At 68.5% G+C, this 15,313-nt stretch carries 14 protein-coding genes; 13 read left to right on the top strand and 1 reads right to left on the bottom strand.

All coding sequences use genetic code 11. The features are described from left to right. The first annotated feature begins 127 nt into the window (after positions 1 to 127). The 5 genes from ACYJSS_RS03695 to ACYJSS_RS03715 all read left to right on the top strand — a co-directional run bounded on the left by ACYJSS_RS03695 (position 128) and on the right by ACYJSS_RS03715 (position 4,442). Positions 128 to 1,777: a histidine kinase N-terminal 7TM domain-containing diguanylate cyclase gene (locus tag ACYJSS_RS03695; protein WP_236204362.1), complete on the top strand. Its 1,650-nt coding sequence runs from the start codon at positions 128 to 130 to the stop codon at positions 1,775 to 1,777. A gap of 174 nt (positions 1,778 to 1,951) precedes the next feature. Continuing rightward, positions 1,952 to 2,962 (top strand): class 1 fructose-bisphosphatase, encoded by a 1,011-nt coding sequence (locus tag ACYJSS_RS03700; RefSeq protein ID WP_111262783.1) that lies wholly within the window; start codon positions 1,952 to 1,954, stop codon positions 2,960 to 2,962. Between the two features lie 3 nt (positions 2,963 to 2,965). Continuing rightward, positions 2,966 to 3,565 (top strand): DUF924 family protein, encoded by a 600-nt coding sequence (locus tag ACYJSS_RS03705; RefSeq protein WP_236204361.1) that lies wholly within the window; start codon positions 2,966 to 2,968, stop codon positions 3,563 to 3,565. Between the two features lie 68 nt (positions 3,566 to 3,633). Beyond that, positions 3,634 to 3,888, top strand: coding sequence for a hypothetical protein (locus tag ACYJSS_RS03710; RefSeq protein ID WP_111262785.1), 255 nt, complete (start codon positions 3,634 to 3,636; stop codon positions 3,886 to 3,888). Continuing rightward, a complete protein-coding gene (locus ACYJSS_RS03715) occupies positions 3,885 to 4,442 on the top strand; it encodes a lipocalin family protein (RefSeq protein WP_111262786.1) in 558 nt (185 codons plus the stop codon). Before ACYJSS_RS03710 ends, ACYJSS_RS03715 begins: the two co-directional genes overlap by 4 nt. Positions 4,443 to 4,445: 3 nt before the next feature. On the opposite strand, the gene ACYJSS_RS03720 is transcribed toward ACYJSS_RS03715, so the two are convergent. Continuing rightward, positions 4,446 to 5,804: a formimidoylglutamate deiminase gene (locus ACYJSS_RS03720; protein WP_236204360.1), complete on the bottom strand. Its 1,359-nt coding sequence runs from the start codon at positions 5,802 to 5,804 to the stop codon at positions 4,446 to 4,448. Between the two features lie 202 nt (positions 5,805 to 6,006). Between ACYJSS_RS03720 and hutC the strand changes: the two genes are divergently transcribed. The 8 genes from hutC (at position 6,007) to ACYJSS_RS03760 (ending at position 15,307) form a co-directional block, all read left to right on the top strand. Continuing rightward, positions 6,007 to 6,675 carry a histidine utilization repressor gene (hutC, locus tag ACYJSS_RS03725; RefSeq protein ID WP_111262834.1) on the top strand — a complete coding sequence of 223 codons (669 nt, stop codon included), beginning with the start codon at positions 6,007 to 6,009 and terminating at the stop codon, positions 6,673 to 6,675. After that, complete coding sequence (locus ACYJSS_RS03730; protein ID WP_236204359.1) at positions 6,672 to 7,259, top strand: HutD/Ves family protein; 588 nt, start codon at positions 6,672 to 6,674, stop codon at positions 7,257 to 7,259. Before hutC ends, ACYJSS_RS03730 begins: the two co-directional genes overlap by 4 nt. Before the next feature lie 441 nt (positions 7,260 to 7,700). Then, positions 7,701 to 9,371: a urocanate hydratase gene (gene hutU / locus ACYJSS_RS03735; RefSeq protein WP_111262789.1), complete on the top strand. Its 1,671-nt coding sequence runs from the start codon at positions 7,701 to 7,703 to the stop codon at positions 9,369 to 9,371. 2 nt (positions 9,372 to 9,373) lie between these two features. Next, positions 9,374 to 10,906 carry a histidine ammonia-lyase gene (hutH, locus tag ACYJSS_RS03740; RefSeq protein ID WP_236204358.1) on the top strand — a complete coding sequence of 511 codons (1,533 nt, stop codon included), beginning with the start codon at positions 9,374 to 9,376 and terminating at the stop codon, positions 10,904 to 10,906. Between the two features lie 59 nt (positions 10,907 to 10,965). Continuing rightward, on the top strand, positions 10,966 to 12,285 hold the full coding sequence (locus ACYJSS_RS03745; protein WP_236204357.1) for a Na+/H+ antiporter family protein: 1,320 nt from the start codon (positions 10,966 to 10,968) through the stop codon (positions 12,283 to 12,285). 346 nt (positions 12,286 to 12,631) lie between these two features. After that, positions 12,632 to 13,600 (top strand): ABC transporter substrate-binding protein, encoded by a 969-nt coding sequence (locus tag ACYJSS_RS03750; RefSeq protein ID WP_111262792.1) that lies wholly within the window; start codon positions 12,632 to 12,634, stop codon positions 13,598 to 13,600. 43 nt (positions 13,601 to 13,643) lie between these two features. Next, positions 13,644 to 14,495: an ABC transporter permease gene (locus ACYJSS_RS03755; RefSeq protein WP_111262793.1), complete on the top strand. Its 852-nt coding sequence runs from the start codon at positions 13,644 to 13,646 to the stop codon at positions 14,493 to 14,495. After that, entirely contained in the window at positions 14,492 to 15,307 is an 816-nt protein-coding gene (locus tag ACYJSS_RS03760; RefSeq protein WP_173171091.1) for a quaternary amine ABC transporter ATP-binding protein, read from the top strand. Before ACYJSS_RS03755 ends, ACYJSS_RS03760 begins: the two co-directional genes overlap by 4 nt. Positions 15,308 to 15,313 lie beyond the last annotated feature (6 nt).

The following is a 15,313-nucleotide window of genomic DNA, read 5'->3' on the forward strand; positions in this document are numbered from 1 at the left end:
TTCTTTTTTGCGTCAGGTCAGGAAGGCCGGTGCTCGACAACATTCCGCAGCGGTTCGCTGCCCGCCTTTTCGGCCAGTACTCTTCCGGGTGCCCGGTTCCCCTCCGGCCCGGCCCCGGTGACCGACCATGAGCCTGTGCGGTGCTTCCGGCTGGGCCCTGACCAGCCCCGTCCTGTTCACCTGCATGCTGAGCGTCGGCATCATGTTCCTCGCCCGCTGGATCGGCCGGCAACGCTATTTCCCCGGGCGCGCCAGCTTCGTCATCCTGCACCTGTGCATCCTCTGGTGGCTGTCCACCGCCGGCCTCGAACTCGCCGCCACCGGCGCCGAGTGCAAGGTGTTCTGGGCCAGCATGGCCTGGCCGGGAATCGTCGCCGTGCCCACGCTCTGGGCGGTGTTCCTCTGGCAGTACGTCAACAGCATCCGTGAACCCTTGCCCATGCATCGCTACCTGCCGCTGGCGGTGGTGCCGCTGCTGGTCTGGGGGCTGGCGCTGAGCAATCCCTGGCACCAGGCGTTCTATGGGCCGGCGACGGGGCCGGCGTCGGACCTGCCCGGCGCGCCGGTCGTGTACGAGCATGGCGTGCTGTTCCACGGTGCGGCCGTCTACGTCTACGTGATGATGCTGTTCTGCCTGGCGGTGGTGAGCCGCGCGGTGATCACCAGCCATGGCCTGCACCGTCGCCATTACCTCGCGTTCGGGGTGGTCACCTGCGTGCCCTGGGCCGCCAATATCAGCTACGTGGTGTTCGGCTGGACCCTGTTCGGCTTCGATCCGACGCCCTTCAGTTTCGCCTTCACCCTGCTGGCCTTCGCCTGGCTGATCCTCGGCGTGCGCCTGTTCGACCTGCTGCCGGTGGCGCGCCACCTGCTGCTGGAGGAGCTGCCCGATCCGGTGCTGGTGATCGACGCCAAGGGCCGGGTCATCGAAGCCAACCCGGCGGCGCTGCGCCTCGCGGGCCTGCGCGGCGGCTGGCAGGGCAGGGCGCTGCTGGGCTGGCCGGTGTTCGGCGTCGAGCTGCACGGCCTGCTGCAGGCCCAGGCCAGCGGCGAGCCGATGCTGACCCTGGGCGATCCGCCGCGCTACTTCGAAGTGCGTGCGCGTGCCATCGAACGCATCACCCGCAGTGGCAGCCACATGCTGGGGCGGATGGTCTACCTGCGCGAGGTCACCGAGCGCCACCGCAGCGAGCTGCAGCTGGCCGAGGCCCTGGCCCTCAGCGAAGAGCGCCTGCGGACCATCTCCAGCCTGCACGAGCAGTTGCAGGAGCAGGCGCTCTGCGACCCGCTCACGGGGCTCTACAACCGGCGCTACCTCAACGAGTTCTTCGCCCGCGAGCAGGCCCGCAGCCTGCGCGAGGAAACCCCCATCGCCCTGGCGCTCATCGATCTGGACCACTTCAAGCAGCTCAACGATCGCCATGGCCACCTGGTTGGCGACGACGTGCTCAAGGGCGTCGCCGGCTTGCTCGAATGCAGCCTGCGCAGTACCGACGCGGTGTTCCGCATCGGCGGCGAGGAGTTTTTGCTGATCCTCCCCGGTGCCGACAGCGACGAGGCACGGCTGCGCCTGGAGGCGATCCGCCGCGAGCTGGCGGATACGGCCCTGGCCACCCGCATCGGCGAGCTGCGCGTCACCCTGTCCGCCGGGCTGGCCGTCTGGCCCGCCCAGGGCAGGAGCCTCGACGAGTTGCTGCAGGTGGCCGACGGCGCGCTCTACGAGGCCAAGCGCAGCGGCCGCAACCAGGTCTGCGCCCTGGCCCGGGTGGGGCTCTGAGCCTGCGCTGAACCAGTTGGCGTTTGCTGCGTCAGATGATTCTGCGTGCCGCCCCCGACGGCCTTCTGCGCCTCTGATCCGGGCGTTGCACAGGGCTGCCGAGCGGCGTGCAGCATTGCGGCGCGAGTCGCGCTAAACTGCGCGCGTTTTTCCTTCCCCTCCGGAGCCTCTTCCATGTCCCGCGTAACCCTGAGCCGCTATCTGATCGAGCAGACCCGCAGCCACAACACCCCTGCCGATCTGCGCTTCCTCATCGAGATCGTCGCGCGCGCGTGCAAGGAAATCAGCCACGCCGTATCCAAGGGCGCCCTCGGTGGCGTGCTCGGCAGCATGGGCACCGAGAACGTGCAGGGCGAGGTACAGAAGAAGCTCGACGTGCTGTCCAACGAGATCCTCCTGGAGGCCAACGAATGGGGCGGCCACCTGGCGGGCATGGCCTCCGAAGAGATGGACAACGCCTACCAGATCCCCGGCAAGTACCCCAAGGGTGCGTACCTGCTGGTGTTCGACCCGCTGGACGGCTCCTCCAACATCGACGTCAACGTCTCGGTCGGCACCATCTTCTCGGTGCTGCGCTGCCCGGACGAATACCTCTCCCAGAACGACAGCCTCAACGAGCAGGCCTTCCTCCAGCCGGGCACCCGCCAGGTCGCCGCCGGCTACGCCATCTACGGGCCGCAGACCATGCTGCTGCTGACCCTGGGCGATGGCGTCAAGGGCTTCACCCTGGACCGCGAGCTGGGCAGCTTCGTGCTGACCCACGATGACATCCGCGTGCCGGAGGCCACCGCCGAGTTCGCCATCAACATGTCCAACCAGCGCCATTGGGAAGCCCCGGTGAAGCGCTACGTGGACGAACTGCTGGCCGGCAAGGAAGGCCCGCTGGGCAAGAACTACAACATGCGCTGGATCGCCTCCATGGTGGCCGACGTGCATCGCATCCTCACCCGTGGCGGCCTGTTCATGTACCCCTGGGACGCCCGTGAGCCGGAGAAGCCCGGCAAGCTGCGCCTGATGTACGAGGCCAACCCGATGTCCTTCATCATCGAGCAGGCCGGTGGTGCCGCCACCGACGGCCGCCAGCGCATCCTCGACATCAAGCCGACGTCGCTGCACCAGCGCGTACCGGTGTTCCTCGGCTCCAAGCAGGAAGTCGAGCGCGTCACCGGCTACCACCAGGAATAACCGATGGCACCCTGGCAGCCGTTGCTCGACTGGTGGTTCGGCCCCGAGGCCGGCGCCGTCGAGGTGGCGGCCTCGCGCCAGGGGCTGTGGTTCGGCAAGCGCGACAGCCAGGACGAGGATGCCCGCCAGCGCTTCGCCGAGCAGGTGGAGCAGGCCCTGGCCGGCGGCCTCGGCGACTGGGCCGCGCAGCCCGAGGGCTGGCTGGCGCTGGTCCTGCTGCTCGACCAGCTGCCGCGCATGCTCTTCCGCGAGCAGCCGCGCGCCTTCGCCGGTGACGCCCGCGCCCAGGCGCTGGTGCGCGAGGGCATCGCCCGGGGCCTGGACGCTTCGCTCGCGCCGATCCGACGCGTCTTCATCGAGATCGTCTTCGAGCATGCCGAGGACCTGGCCGCCCAGGAACTCGCCGTGCAGCGCTACACCGCCCTGCGCGACGCCGTCAGCCCCGCCGAGCGCGACCTGTTCGACGGCTTCCTCGACTACGCCGTGCGCCACCACGCGGTGATCGCCCGCTTCGGCCGTTTCCCCCATCGCAACGCCATCCTCGGTCGTCCTTCAAGCGCCGAGGAAGCCGCCTTCCTGAAGGAACCCGGCTCGCGCTTCTGACTCCAATGGGCATCGCGCGCAACGCTGTGCCAAGCTTGCGCGGCATCCCATCCATCACGGAGTCATCCATGCAACTGCGCATCCTTGCCCTGCTGTCCGTCTGCGTCGCGCTCGCCGCCTGCAACAAGATCAACCAGGAGAACTATTCGAAGCTCAAGGCCGGCATGGCCAAGGCCGAGGTCGAGCAGATCATCGGCGAGCCGACCGAGTGCTCGGGCGCCGTGGGGCTGACCAGTTGCACCTGGGGCGACCAGAAGGCCTACATCAGCATCCAGTTCGCGGGTGACAAGGTGATGATGTACCAGGGGCAGGGCCTGAAATGACCCGCCTGTCACTGCTGCTCGGCGCATTGCTGCTGGCGGGCTGTGCCGGCTCCGGCGAGCCCGCCGCGCCGCCGCGTACCGTGGGCTCGGTGGACCTGGAGCGCTACCAGGGCACCTGGTACGAGCTGGCTCGGCTGCCGATGTTCTTCCAGCGCCACTGCGCGCAATCCGAGGCCCACTACAGCCTGCAGCCGGATGGCGCGGTCGGCGTGCTCAACCGTTGCCGCACCGCCGAGGGCGAATGGCAGGAGGCCCAGGGCCAGGCCGTGCCCCAGGTCGCCGGGCAGACCGACAAGCTCTGGGTGCGCTTCGACAACTGGTTCAGCCGCCTGGCGCCGGATCTCACCAAGGGCCAGTACTGGGTGCTCTACCTGGACGAGAACTACCAGACGGCGCTGGTGGGGCATCCGGATCGCACCTACCTGTGGATGCTCTCGCGCACGCCCGAGGTGCCGGAACACACCCGCACGCACCTCTTGGAACTGGCACGGCAGCAGGGCTACGACACCGATGCCCTGATCTGGCGTACGCCGGACGACGAGATGCCGCGCTGAGGGTCACCCCAGCAGCGCGCGCAGCGTGTCGGCGAACTCTCGGGCCGTCGCCTCTTCCTCGGGGTGACGGCCGTCCTGCACCACCCAGCGCCCCGCCACCATCACATCGCGTACCTGACGATCGCCGCCGGCGAACAGCCAGCGGTTGAGCAGCGCATCGTCCGCAGCGGTGGCGAGGTAGGGGTCGTTGCCATCCAGCACCAGCCAGTCCGCGCGCCTGCCCACTTCCAGGGCACCACCGGGCTGCCCCAGCGCCTGGGCGCCGCCGGCCAGGGCGGCCTGGTAGAGGGCGTCGCCCACGCGCGGCTGGCCGGGCTGGTGCAGGCGGTTGCGGCGTTGATCGCGCAGGCGCTGGCCGTATTCCAGCCAGCGCAGTTCCTCCACCGGGCTGACCGAGACGTGGCTGTCCGAGCCGATACCGAAGCGCCCGCCCCGGGCCAGGTACTCCACCGCCGGGAAGATGCCGTCGCCCAGGTTGGCCTCGGTGGTCAGGCACAGGCCGGCCACCGCGCCGCTGCGGGCCATCGCCTCGACCTCGTCGGCTTCCGCGTGGGTGGCGTGGACCAGGCACCAGCGCGGATCCACGTCGACGTTCTCGTACAACCACTGCAACGGGCGGCGGCCGCTCCAGGCCAGGCAGTCGTCCACTTCCTTGCGCTGCTCGGCGATGTGGATGTGGATGGGGGCATCGCCCGCATCCGCCGCCAGCACGGCGTCGATCTGCTGCGGGGTGACCGCGCGCAGGGAGTGGAAGCAGGTGCCCAGTACCTGGTCGGCCGGCAGTGCCTCGCGCAGGCGCTGCTGCAGGGCGAGGTAGCCGTCGGTGCCGTTGATGAAGCGGCGCTGGCCGTCATTGGGCGCCTGGCCGCCGAAGCCGGAATGGCTGTAGAGCACCGGCAGCAGGGTCAGGCCGATGCCGGTGCGACGGGCGGCCTGGCTGATGCGCAAGGCCAGCTCCGCCGGGTCGGCATAGGGGCGGCCGTCGCGGTCGTGGTGCAGGTAATGGAATTCGGCGACGCCGGTGAAGCCCGCCTTGAGCATCTCGATATAGAGCTGCCGGGCGATCACTTCCACCTGCTCCGGCTGCATGCGGCCGACCAGGCGGTACATCAGGTCGCGCCAGGTCCAGAAGCTGTCATTGGGGTCGCCCGCCACTTCGGCCAGCCCCGCCATGGCGCGCTGGAAGGCGTGGGAGTGCAGGTTGGGCATCCCCGGCACGACCGGGCCTTTCAGGTGTTCGGCGCCATCGGCCGTGGCGCCCGGCTCGACGCGGCCCAGGCGGCCGTCCGCGGCCACCTCGAAACGGACGTCCCTGGCCCAGCCCCGGGGAAGCAGGGCTCGTTCGGTGAAGAAGGCTGGCATGATTGGCGACCTGCGAAGGTTGTTATTTGTATATACATATACAGACGTATATCGAGACCGTAAACTCGTCCAGACCCCCGGCCTGCCCCGCCGGGCACGCCGCCAAGGAGTGATCCCCGTGCCCAACCCGTCCGTCGACATCCCGTCCTTCGCCGTCCAGCCCGGCGAGGCGCCCGCGCCGCTGTACGCCCGCGTCAAGCAGATGATCTGCCGGCAGATCGACGACGGCACCTGGCCGCCGCACCACCGCGTGCCTTCCGAGAGCGAGCTGGTCAACGAACTGGGCGTCAGCCGCATGACCGTCAACCGAGCGCTGCGCGAGCTGACCGCCGAGGGCTACCTGGTGCGCATGCAGGGTGTCGGCACCTTCGTCGCCGAGCCCAAGGGCCAGGCCGCGCTGTTCGAGGTGCACAACATCGCCGAGGAAATCACCGCGCGGGGCCATGCGCACCGCTGCGAAGTGATCGCCCTGGGCGAGGAGCTGGCCGGTTCCGAGCGCGCCCTGGCGCTGGATGTGCGCGAAGGCCAGCGGGTGTTCCACTCGGTCATCGTGCATTTCGAGAACGACGTACCGGTGCAGATCGAGGACCGCTACGTCAACGCCTCGGTGGCGCCGGACTACCTCAGGCAGGACTTCACCCAGCAGACGCCCCACGCCTACCTGTCCCAGGTCGCGCCGCTCACCGAGGGCGAGCACGTGGTCGAGGCCATCCTCGCCGAGGCCGACGAATGCCGGCTGCTGCAGATCGAGCGCGGCGAACCCTGCCTGCTGATCCGCCGCCGTACCTGGTCGGGCCGCAATACCGTGACCAGCGCGCGCCTGCTCTACCCCGGCTCGCGCTACCGCCTCGAAGGGCGGTTCGGCTCATGAGGGCGCCCCGGGTCCTGCGCGCGGTCGACTACCCGCGCATGCCGTGGAAGAACGGCGCCGGCTCCACCCAGGAAATCCTCCGCGACGGCGGCGCCGACCTCGAGGGTTTCGGCTGGCGCCTGTCCATCGCCGATGTCGGCCAGCCCGGTCCCTTTTCCGCCTTCACCGGCTACCAGCGCGTCATCACCGTACTGGAGGGTGACGGCATGCGCCTCGTGGTGGATGGCATGCCCTCTCGCGAGCTGAAGCCCGGCGACGCCTTCGCCTTCGATGGCGGCAGCCGCGTGGAGTGCGAGCTGCTGGGTGGCGCCATCCGCGACTTCAACCTGATCTACGCCCCGCAACGCTTCGGCGCTCGCCTGCAATGGCAGCGCGTCAACGGGCCGCTGCGCCTGTTCAGCTCCGCCCGCACCCTGGTGCTGTTCAGTGCCGGTGAGGGGCTGGATGTGCAGGTGGGCGGCGAGGCGCTGCACCTCGGCCGCCATGACTGCCTGCACCTGGAAGGTGACGGGGCCTTGCGCGAACTGGTGCTCGACGCCCTGACCGTGGTGGATTGCTGCCTGATCGAGCTGCAGCCGCGCTGATCCCGTTGGGTCGTACATGACAACCCAGGTTGGCGCCGAGCAGCGAGGCGCCAACGGTGCATCGCCTGATTTGGCTCGGCTCTGCTGCGGCCGGCTGCGTGCCTCGGCGAAACGCCTCCCGGCCCAGCCTGCGTTTCCCTCCTCCTGTTCCCCGCTGCGTTACCGAACGCCCCATTAGCGTGCATGAAACGCTGCGCTTCGCCCCACAAGCGCGCCCCGGTAACAGGTCGGCTACTTTCCCTTCTGCTCGTCATCGATTCTCCGCCCACTGCCGAGGCCCGTGTCGTTCGCTGCTTCCAGGGGTTCTGTGCGAGCAGCTGAAGCCTGTTTCGCCGAACTGGCCTTCCACTTGCATATGCTTGTATGTACAAGTTCATATGTGTGTAGATATCCGGGCACGATTCCCGTCCCTCTGCACCCCACGCCTCCCAGGAGCCTGCCATGACCAAATTCCGTGATGTCGAGATCCGCGCCCCGCGCGGTACCCAGCTCAACGCCAAGAGCTGGCTGACCGAAGCGCCGCTGCGCATGCTGATGAACAACCTGGACCCGGAAGTGGCCGAGAACCCCAAGGAGCTGGTGGTGTACGGCGGCATCGGCCGTGCCGCGCGCAACTGGGAGTGCTACGACGCCATCGTCCGCACCCTCAAGGAACTGAACGAGGACGAGACCCTGCTGGTGCAGTCCGGCAAGCCGGTCGGCGTGTTCAAGACCCACGCCAACGCCCCGCGCGTACTGATCGCCAACTCCAACCTGGTGCCGCACTGGGCGACCTGGGAACACTTCAACGAACTGGATGCCAAGGGCCTGGCCATGTACGGCCAGATGACCGCCGGCAGCTGGATCTACATCGGCAGCCAGGGCATCGTCCAGGGCACCTATGAAACCTTCGTCGAGGCGGGCCGCCAGCATTACGACGGCAAGCTTGCCGGTCGCTGGGTGCTCACCGCCGGCCTCGGCGGCATGGGTGGCGCCCAGCCCCTGGCCGCGACCCTGGCCGGCGCCTGCTCGCTGAACATCGAGTGCCAGCAGAGCCGCATCGACTTCCGCCTGAAGACCCGCTACGTCGACGAGCAGGCCAAGGACCTGGATGACGCCCTGGCGCGCATCGCCACCTACACCGCCGAAGGCCGCGCCATCTCCATCGCCCTGCACGGCAACGCCGCCGAGATCCTCCCCGAGCTGGTGCGCCGTGGCGTGCGTCCGGACATGGTCACCGACCAGACCAGCGCCCACGACCCGCTCAACGGCTACCTGCCGGCCGGCTGGACCTGGGAGGAGTACCGCGACCGCGCGCAGAGCGACCCGGCCGGCGTGGTCAAGGCCGCCAAGCAGTCCATGGCCGTGCACGTGCAGGCCATGCTCGACTTCCAGAAGCAGGGCATTCCCACCTTCGACTACGGCAACAACATCCGCCAGATGGCCAAGGAAGAAGGCGTGGCCAATGCCTTCGACTTCCCCGGCTTCGTCCCGGCCTATATCCGCCCGCTGTTCTGCCGCGGCGTCGGCCCGTTCCGCTGGGCGGCGCTGTCCGGTGACCCGCAGGACATCTACAAGACCGACGCCAAGGTGAAGGCGCTGATCCCCGACGATGCCCACCTGCACCGCTGGCTGGACATGGCCCGCGAACGCATCGCCTTCCAGGGCCTGCCGGCGCGCATCTGCTGGGTCGGCCTGGGCCAGCGCGCCAAGCTCGGCCTGGCGTTCAACGAGATGGTGCGCAGCGGCGAGCTGTCGGCACCCATCGTCATCGGCCGCGACCACCTCGACTCCGGCTCGGTCGCAAGCCCCAACCGCGAAACCGAAGCCATGGCCGACGGCTCCGACGCCGTGTCCGACTGGCCGCTGCTCAACGCCCTGCTGAACACCGCCAGCGGCGCCACCTGGGTGTCGCTGCACCATGGCGGCGGCGTGGGCATGGGCTTCTCCCAGCACTCGGGGATGGTCGTCGTCTGCGACGGCACCGACGAGGCCGCCGCGCGCATCGCCCGCGTGCTGACCAACGACCCGGGCACCGGCGTGATGCGCCATGCCGACGCCGGCTACCCGATCGCCATCGACTGCGCCCGCGAGCAGGGCCTCAACCTGCCGATGATCGGCAAGGGGGAATGAGCATGTTCGACCTCCATCTTCTGCCCGGCCGACTGACCCTGGCCCAGCTGCGCCAGGTCCATCTCGGGCCGGTGCGCGTGAGCCTGGACGCCAGCGCCGACGCGCCTATCGAGGCCAGCGTCGCCTGCGTCGAGCGGATCATCGCCGAGGACCGTACCGCCTACGGCATCAACACCGGCTTCGGCCTGCTGGCCTCCACCCGCATCGCCCGCGAGGACCTGGAGAAGCTGCAGCGCTCCCTGGTGCTGTCCCATGCCGCCGGTGTCGGCGAGCCACTGGACGACGCCCTGGTGCGGATGATCATGCTGCTCAAGGTCAACAGCCTGGCCCGTGGCTTCTCCGGCATCCGTCGCAAGGTGATCGACGCGCTGATCGCCCTGATCAACGCCGAGGTCTACCCGCACATCCCGCTCAAGGGCTCGGTGGGCGCCTCCGGTGACCTCGCGCCCCTGGCGCACATGTCCCTGCTGCTGCTCGGCGAGAGCCGCGCCCGCCACAAGGGCCAGTGGCTGCCGGCCACCGAGGCCCTGGCCATCGCCGGGCTGGAGCCGCTGACCCTCGCCGCCAAGGAGGGCCTGGCCCTGCTCAACGGCACCCAGGCCTCCACCGCCTACGCGTTGCGCGGGCTGTTCGAGGCCGAGGACCTGTTCGCCGCCGCCGCCGTCTGTGGCGGGCTCAGCGTCGAGGCCATGCTTGGCTCGCGGGCGCCCTTCGATGCGCGCATCCATGCCGCCCGGGGCCAGCGCGGGCAGATCGACGTCGCCGCCGCCTACCGCTCGCTGCTCACCGAGAGCAGCGAGGTGGCGCGCTCCCATGCCCAGTGCGACAAGGTGCAGGACCCCTATTCCCTGCGCTGCCAGCCGCAGGTGATGGGCGCCTGCCTGACCCAGATGCGCCAGGCCGCCGAGGTGCTGGAGGTCGAGGCCAACGCCGTTTCCGACAACCCGCTGGTGTTCGCCGAACAGGGTGACGTGGTTTCCGGTGGCAACTTCCACGCCGAGCCCGTGGCCCTGGTCGCCGACAACCTGGCCCTGGCCATCGCCGAGATCGGCTCGCTCTCCGAGCGGCGCATCTCACTGATGATGGACAAGCACATGTCGCAGCTGCCGCCCTTCCTGGTGGCCAACGGCGGGGTCAACTCCGGCTTCATGATCGCCCAGGTCACCGCTGCCGCCCTGGCCAGCGACAACAAGGCGCTGGCGCATCCGCACAGCGTCGACAGCCTGCCCACCTCGGCCAACCAGGAAGACCACGTCTCCATGGCGCCGAACGCCGGCAAGCGCCTCTGGGCCATGGCCGAGAACGTGCGCGGCATCCTCGCCGTGGAGTGGCTGGGCGCCTGCCAGGGCCTGGATTTCCGCGAAGGGCTGAAGAGCTCGCCGAAGCTGGAGGAGGCCCGCGCCCTGCTGCGGGGCCAGGTGCCCTACTACCAGGAGGACCGTTTCTTCGCCCCGGACATCGAGGCCGCCAGCGCGCTGCTGGCCAGCGGTTGCCTCAATGCGCTGATGCCGGAGGGCCTGCTGCCGAGCCTCTGAACTCACCCCAGCGGGCCGTGCGCTCGGCCCGCCTGACACAACAAGAACAAGGAGTGGTTATGAACGCGATCATCCTGGCCGTGCTGGTCATGGTTGCACTGTGCATGCTGAGGGTCTCGGTGGTCTTCGCCCTGATCGCCTCGGCGCTGGTGGGCGGGCTGTTTGCCGGCCTGCCGATGGAAACCGTGGTGAAGTCCTTCAACGAAGGCCTGGGCGGCGGCGCCCCCGTGGCCCTGGCCTACGCGACGCTGGGGGCCTTCGCCATCGCGTTGTCCCGTACCGGCCTGTCCCAGCGCTTGTCCGCCAACCTCACCGACCGGCTGGGCGAGGGCGGCGGGCGCTTCATCAAATGGGCCATCCTGCTGTCCATGGTGCTGGCGGGCATCGCCTCGCAGACCCTGGTGCCGGTGCACATCGCCTTCATCCCACTGCTGGTGCCGCCCCTGCTGCACGTGATGAACCGCCTGCAACTGGATCGCCGGGCGGTGGCCTGTGCCATCACCTTCGCCATTACCACCACCTACATGACCTTGCCCCTGGGCTTCGGCGCGATCTTCCTCAACGACATCCTGGTGGCCAACATCAACGGCGCCGGCAGTGGTCAACTGGTGTCCCGCGAGATGGCGCCGGTGGCCATGCTGATTCCGGCGCTGGGCATGGTCTTCGGCCTGGCTCTGGCGTTGCTCTGGAGTTACCGCCAGCCCCGCGCCTATGCCGACCGTCCGGTCGCGGGCGAGGAAGGGGAGGCCCCGGCGCGCCTGTCCCGCCGGCAATCGGCGATGGTGCTGCTGGCGCTGGTACTGGCCCTGGTGGTGCAGCTCTGGACCGGCTCGATGGTGTTCGGTGGCCTGGTGGGGTTCTCGCTGGTGTCCATGAGCGGGGTGATCCGCTGGAACGAACAGGACGGGGTCTTCCTCCAGGGCATGCGGCTGATGGCCCTGGTGGGCTTCATCATGATCGCCGCCTCGGGGTTCGCCGGGGTGATGAAGGCCACCGGCGAAATCCAGTCCCTGGTGGCCCATTCCGCCGAACTGGTGGGCGGCAACCGCGCCCTGGCGGCGTTCATGATGCTGGTGGTGGGGCTGCTGATCACCATGGGCATCGGCTCGTCCTTTTCCACCGTGCCGATCATCGCCGCCATCTACGTGCCGCTGGCCGTAGGCTTCGGCTTCTCGCCTCTGGCGACCCTGTCCCTGGTGGGCACCGCTGCGGCCCTGGGCGATGCCGGGTCGCCGGCGTCCGACTCCACGTTGGGGCCGACGGCGGGGCTGGCCGCCGACGGCCAGCACGATCACATATGGGGCACCGTCATACCGACTTTCCTGCACTTCAACCTGCCTTTGCTGGCCTTCGGCTGGGTGGCGGCGATGGTGCTGTAGGGGGGACTTCAATCCGTCAGGTCACCGCCTGGAGCGGTGACCGCTGTGAGGCCGCGCTGCAGGTAGGCGCGGTGTGGATCGCCCTGCTGGTCATCGCCTGGTTCATCTGGGTGCGGCCGGGCGCTGGTGAGGGGCGGCAGGAGATGCCGTCCGTGTTGAGTCTGGATGACTGAGTGGTCGTACGCGGGATGAGCGGGGCGCCTGGGCGAACCCGCCATCCACGAGAATTCGTCGTCGCCGACGTACGGGAACCGGCTCTGGCCGGTTTCCTGCCCGGAAGCCGATGGCCTGCCCTCCGGGCATTTGCTCTGCCTTAACCCTTACCAAGTTCGAGGAGCGTCGGAACATGCGATTCAACAAGAAAGTGCTGGGCCTGGTGTGTGCCGTGGGACTGCTGGCGGGCCATGGGACCGCCCAGGCCGAAAGCTGGTGCGGAGCCGGCAAGCCGGTGAAGTTCGCCGGCCTCAACTGGGAGAGCGGCATGCTGCTCACCGACCTGCTGCAGGTCATCCTCAAGCAAGGCTACGGCTGCGAGACCGACAGCCTGCCGGGCAACTCCATCACCATGGAGCAGGCCCTGGGCAACAACGACATCCAGATCTTCGCCGAGGAGTGGATCGGCCGCAGCGACGCCTGGAACAAGGCCGAGAAGGCCGGCAAGGTGGTGGGCGTGGGCGCACCGATCGTCGGTGCCGTGGAAGGCTGGTACGTGCCGCGTTACCTGGTGGAGGGTGACGCCAAGCGCGGCCTGGAAGCCAAGGCGCCGACGCTCAAGGCCATCGCCGACCTGGGCCAGTACGCCGAGCTGTTCCGCGACCCGGAAGAGCCGTCCAAGGGCCGCTTCTACAACTGCCCGGCCGGCTGGACCTGCGAGCTGGAGAACAGCGAGATGCTCAAGGAGTACGGCCTCGAGGACAGATTCACCAACTTCCGCCCCGGCACCGGCCCGGCGCTGGATGCCGCGGTGCTGTCCAGTTACCGCCGTGGCGAGCCTATCCTCTTCTACTACTGGTCGCCGACACCGCTGATGGGCCAGGCCGACCTGGTGAAGCTGGACGAGAAGCCCGGCGTCGACAAGCGCGTGACCATCCAGGTGGGCCTGTCGAAGACCTTCCACGACGAGGCGCCGGAGCTGGTGGAGATGCTCAAGAAGGTCAACCTGCCCATCGACCTGCTGAACCAGAATCTGGCGCGCATGGCCAAGGAGAAGATCGCCTCGGACAAGCTGGCCAAGGCCTTCCTCAAGGAGCACCCGGAAATCTGGCACGCCTGGGTCAGCGAGGATGCGGCGAAGAAGGTCGACGCATCGCTCTGACGCCTGACGGCACCCGCGCATCCACTCACCCGGAGAGCTCCCGATGTTTCCCGAACGCTTCACATTTTCCATCGCCGACTGGGTCAATGGCTGGGTCGATGCGCTGGTGACCAACTACGGGGATGTGTTCCGGCACATCTCCGACACCCTGCTGTGGGCCATCGTCAACCTGGAGTGGCTGCTGCGCGCCACGCCCTGGTGGCTGATGCTGGCGCTGGTGGCGGCCATCGCCTGGCACGCCACCCGCCGCGTCCTGCCGACCCTGGTGATCACCGGCCTGCTGTTCCTGGTAGGCGCGGTGGGGCTGTGGGACAAGCTCATGCAGACCCTGGCGCTGATGCTGGTGGCCACCTTCATCTCGGTGCTGATCGGCATCCCGCTGGGCATCCTCTCGGCGCGCAGCAACCGCCTGCGGGCGCTGCTGATGCCGCTGCTGGACATCATGCAGACCATGCCCAGCTTCGTGTACCTGATCCCGGTGCTGATGCTGTTCGGCCTGGGCAAGGTGCCGGCCATCTTCGCCACGGTGATCTACGCCGCGCCGCCGCTGATCCGCCTCACCGACCTGGGGATACGCCAGGTGGACGGCGAGGTGATGGAGGCGGTCAACGCCTTCGGCGCCAACCGCTGGCAGCAGCTGTTCGGCGTGCAGTTGCCGCTGGCGCTGCCGAGCATCATGGCCGGGGTCAACCAGACCACCATGATGGCGCTGTCGATGGTGGTGATCGCCTCCATGATCGGGGCCCGTGGCCTGGGCGAGGACGTGCTCATCGGCATCCAGACGCTCAACGTCGGCAAGGGCCTGGAGGCCGGCCTGGCCATCGTCATCCTCGCCGTGGTCTTCGACCGCATCACCCAGGCCTACGGCCGCTCCCGCCACGAGGCCAGCCAATGAGCAAGATCCAGGTGAAGAACGTCTACAAGATCTTCGGTCCGCGCGCCGAGGAGGCCATGGCGCTGATCCGCCAGGGGCGCAGCAAGGCCGAGGTTCTGGCCGCCACCGGCTGCGTGGTGGGGGTCAACGACCTGTCGCTGTCCATCGAGGCGGGGGAAATCTTCGTCATCATGGGGCTGTCCGGCTCGGGAAAATCCACCCTGGTGCGCCACTTCAACCGCCTGATCGACCCCACCAGCGGCGAGATCCTGGTGGATGACGAGGACATCCTGCGCTACGACATGCAGGCCCTGCGCGACTTCCGTCGGCGCAAGATCAGCATGGTGTTCCAGAGCTTCGGCCTGCTGCCGCACAAGAGCGTGCTGGACAACGTCGCCTATGGCCTCAAGGTGCGCGGCGAGAGCAAGGCGCAGTGCCAGGAGCGCGCCCAGCACTGGATCACCACGGTCGGCCTGGCCGGCTACGAGAAGTCCTACCCGCACCAGCTGTCCGGCGGTATGCGCCAGCGCGTGGGCCTGGCCCGGGCGCTGGCGGCGGACACCGACATCATCCTCATGGACGAAGCCTTCAGCGCCCTCGACCCGCTGATCCGCGCCGACATGCAGGACCAGTTGCTGGAGCTGCAGAAGGGCCTGAACAAGACCATCGTCTTCATCACCCACGACCTCGACGAGGCGGTGCGCATCGGCAACCGCATCGCCATCCTTAAGGACGGCCAGCTGATCCAGGTCGGCGCGCCGAAGGAAATCCTCCACCAGCCCGCTGACGACTACGTCGACCGTTTCGTCCAGCGCCGCGTGGCCAACCTGTGAGGGCGG

This window comes from Pseudomonas sp. No.21, from assembly GCF_054558415.1.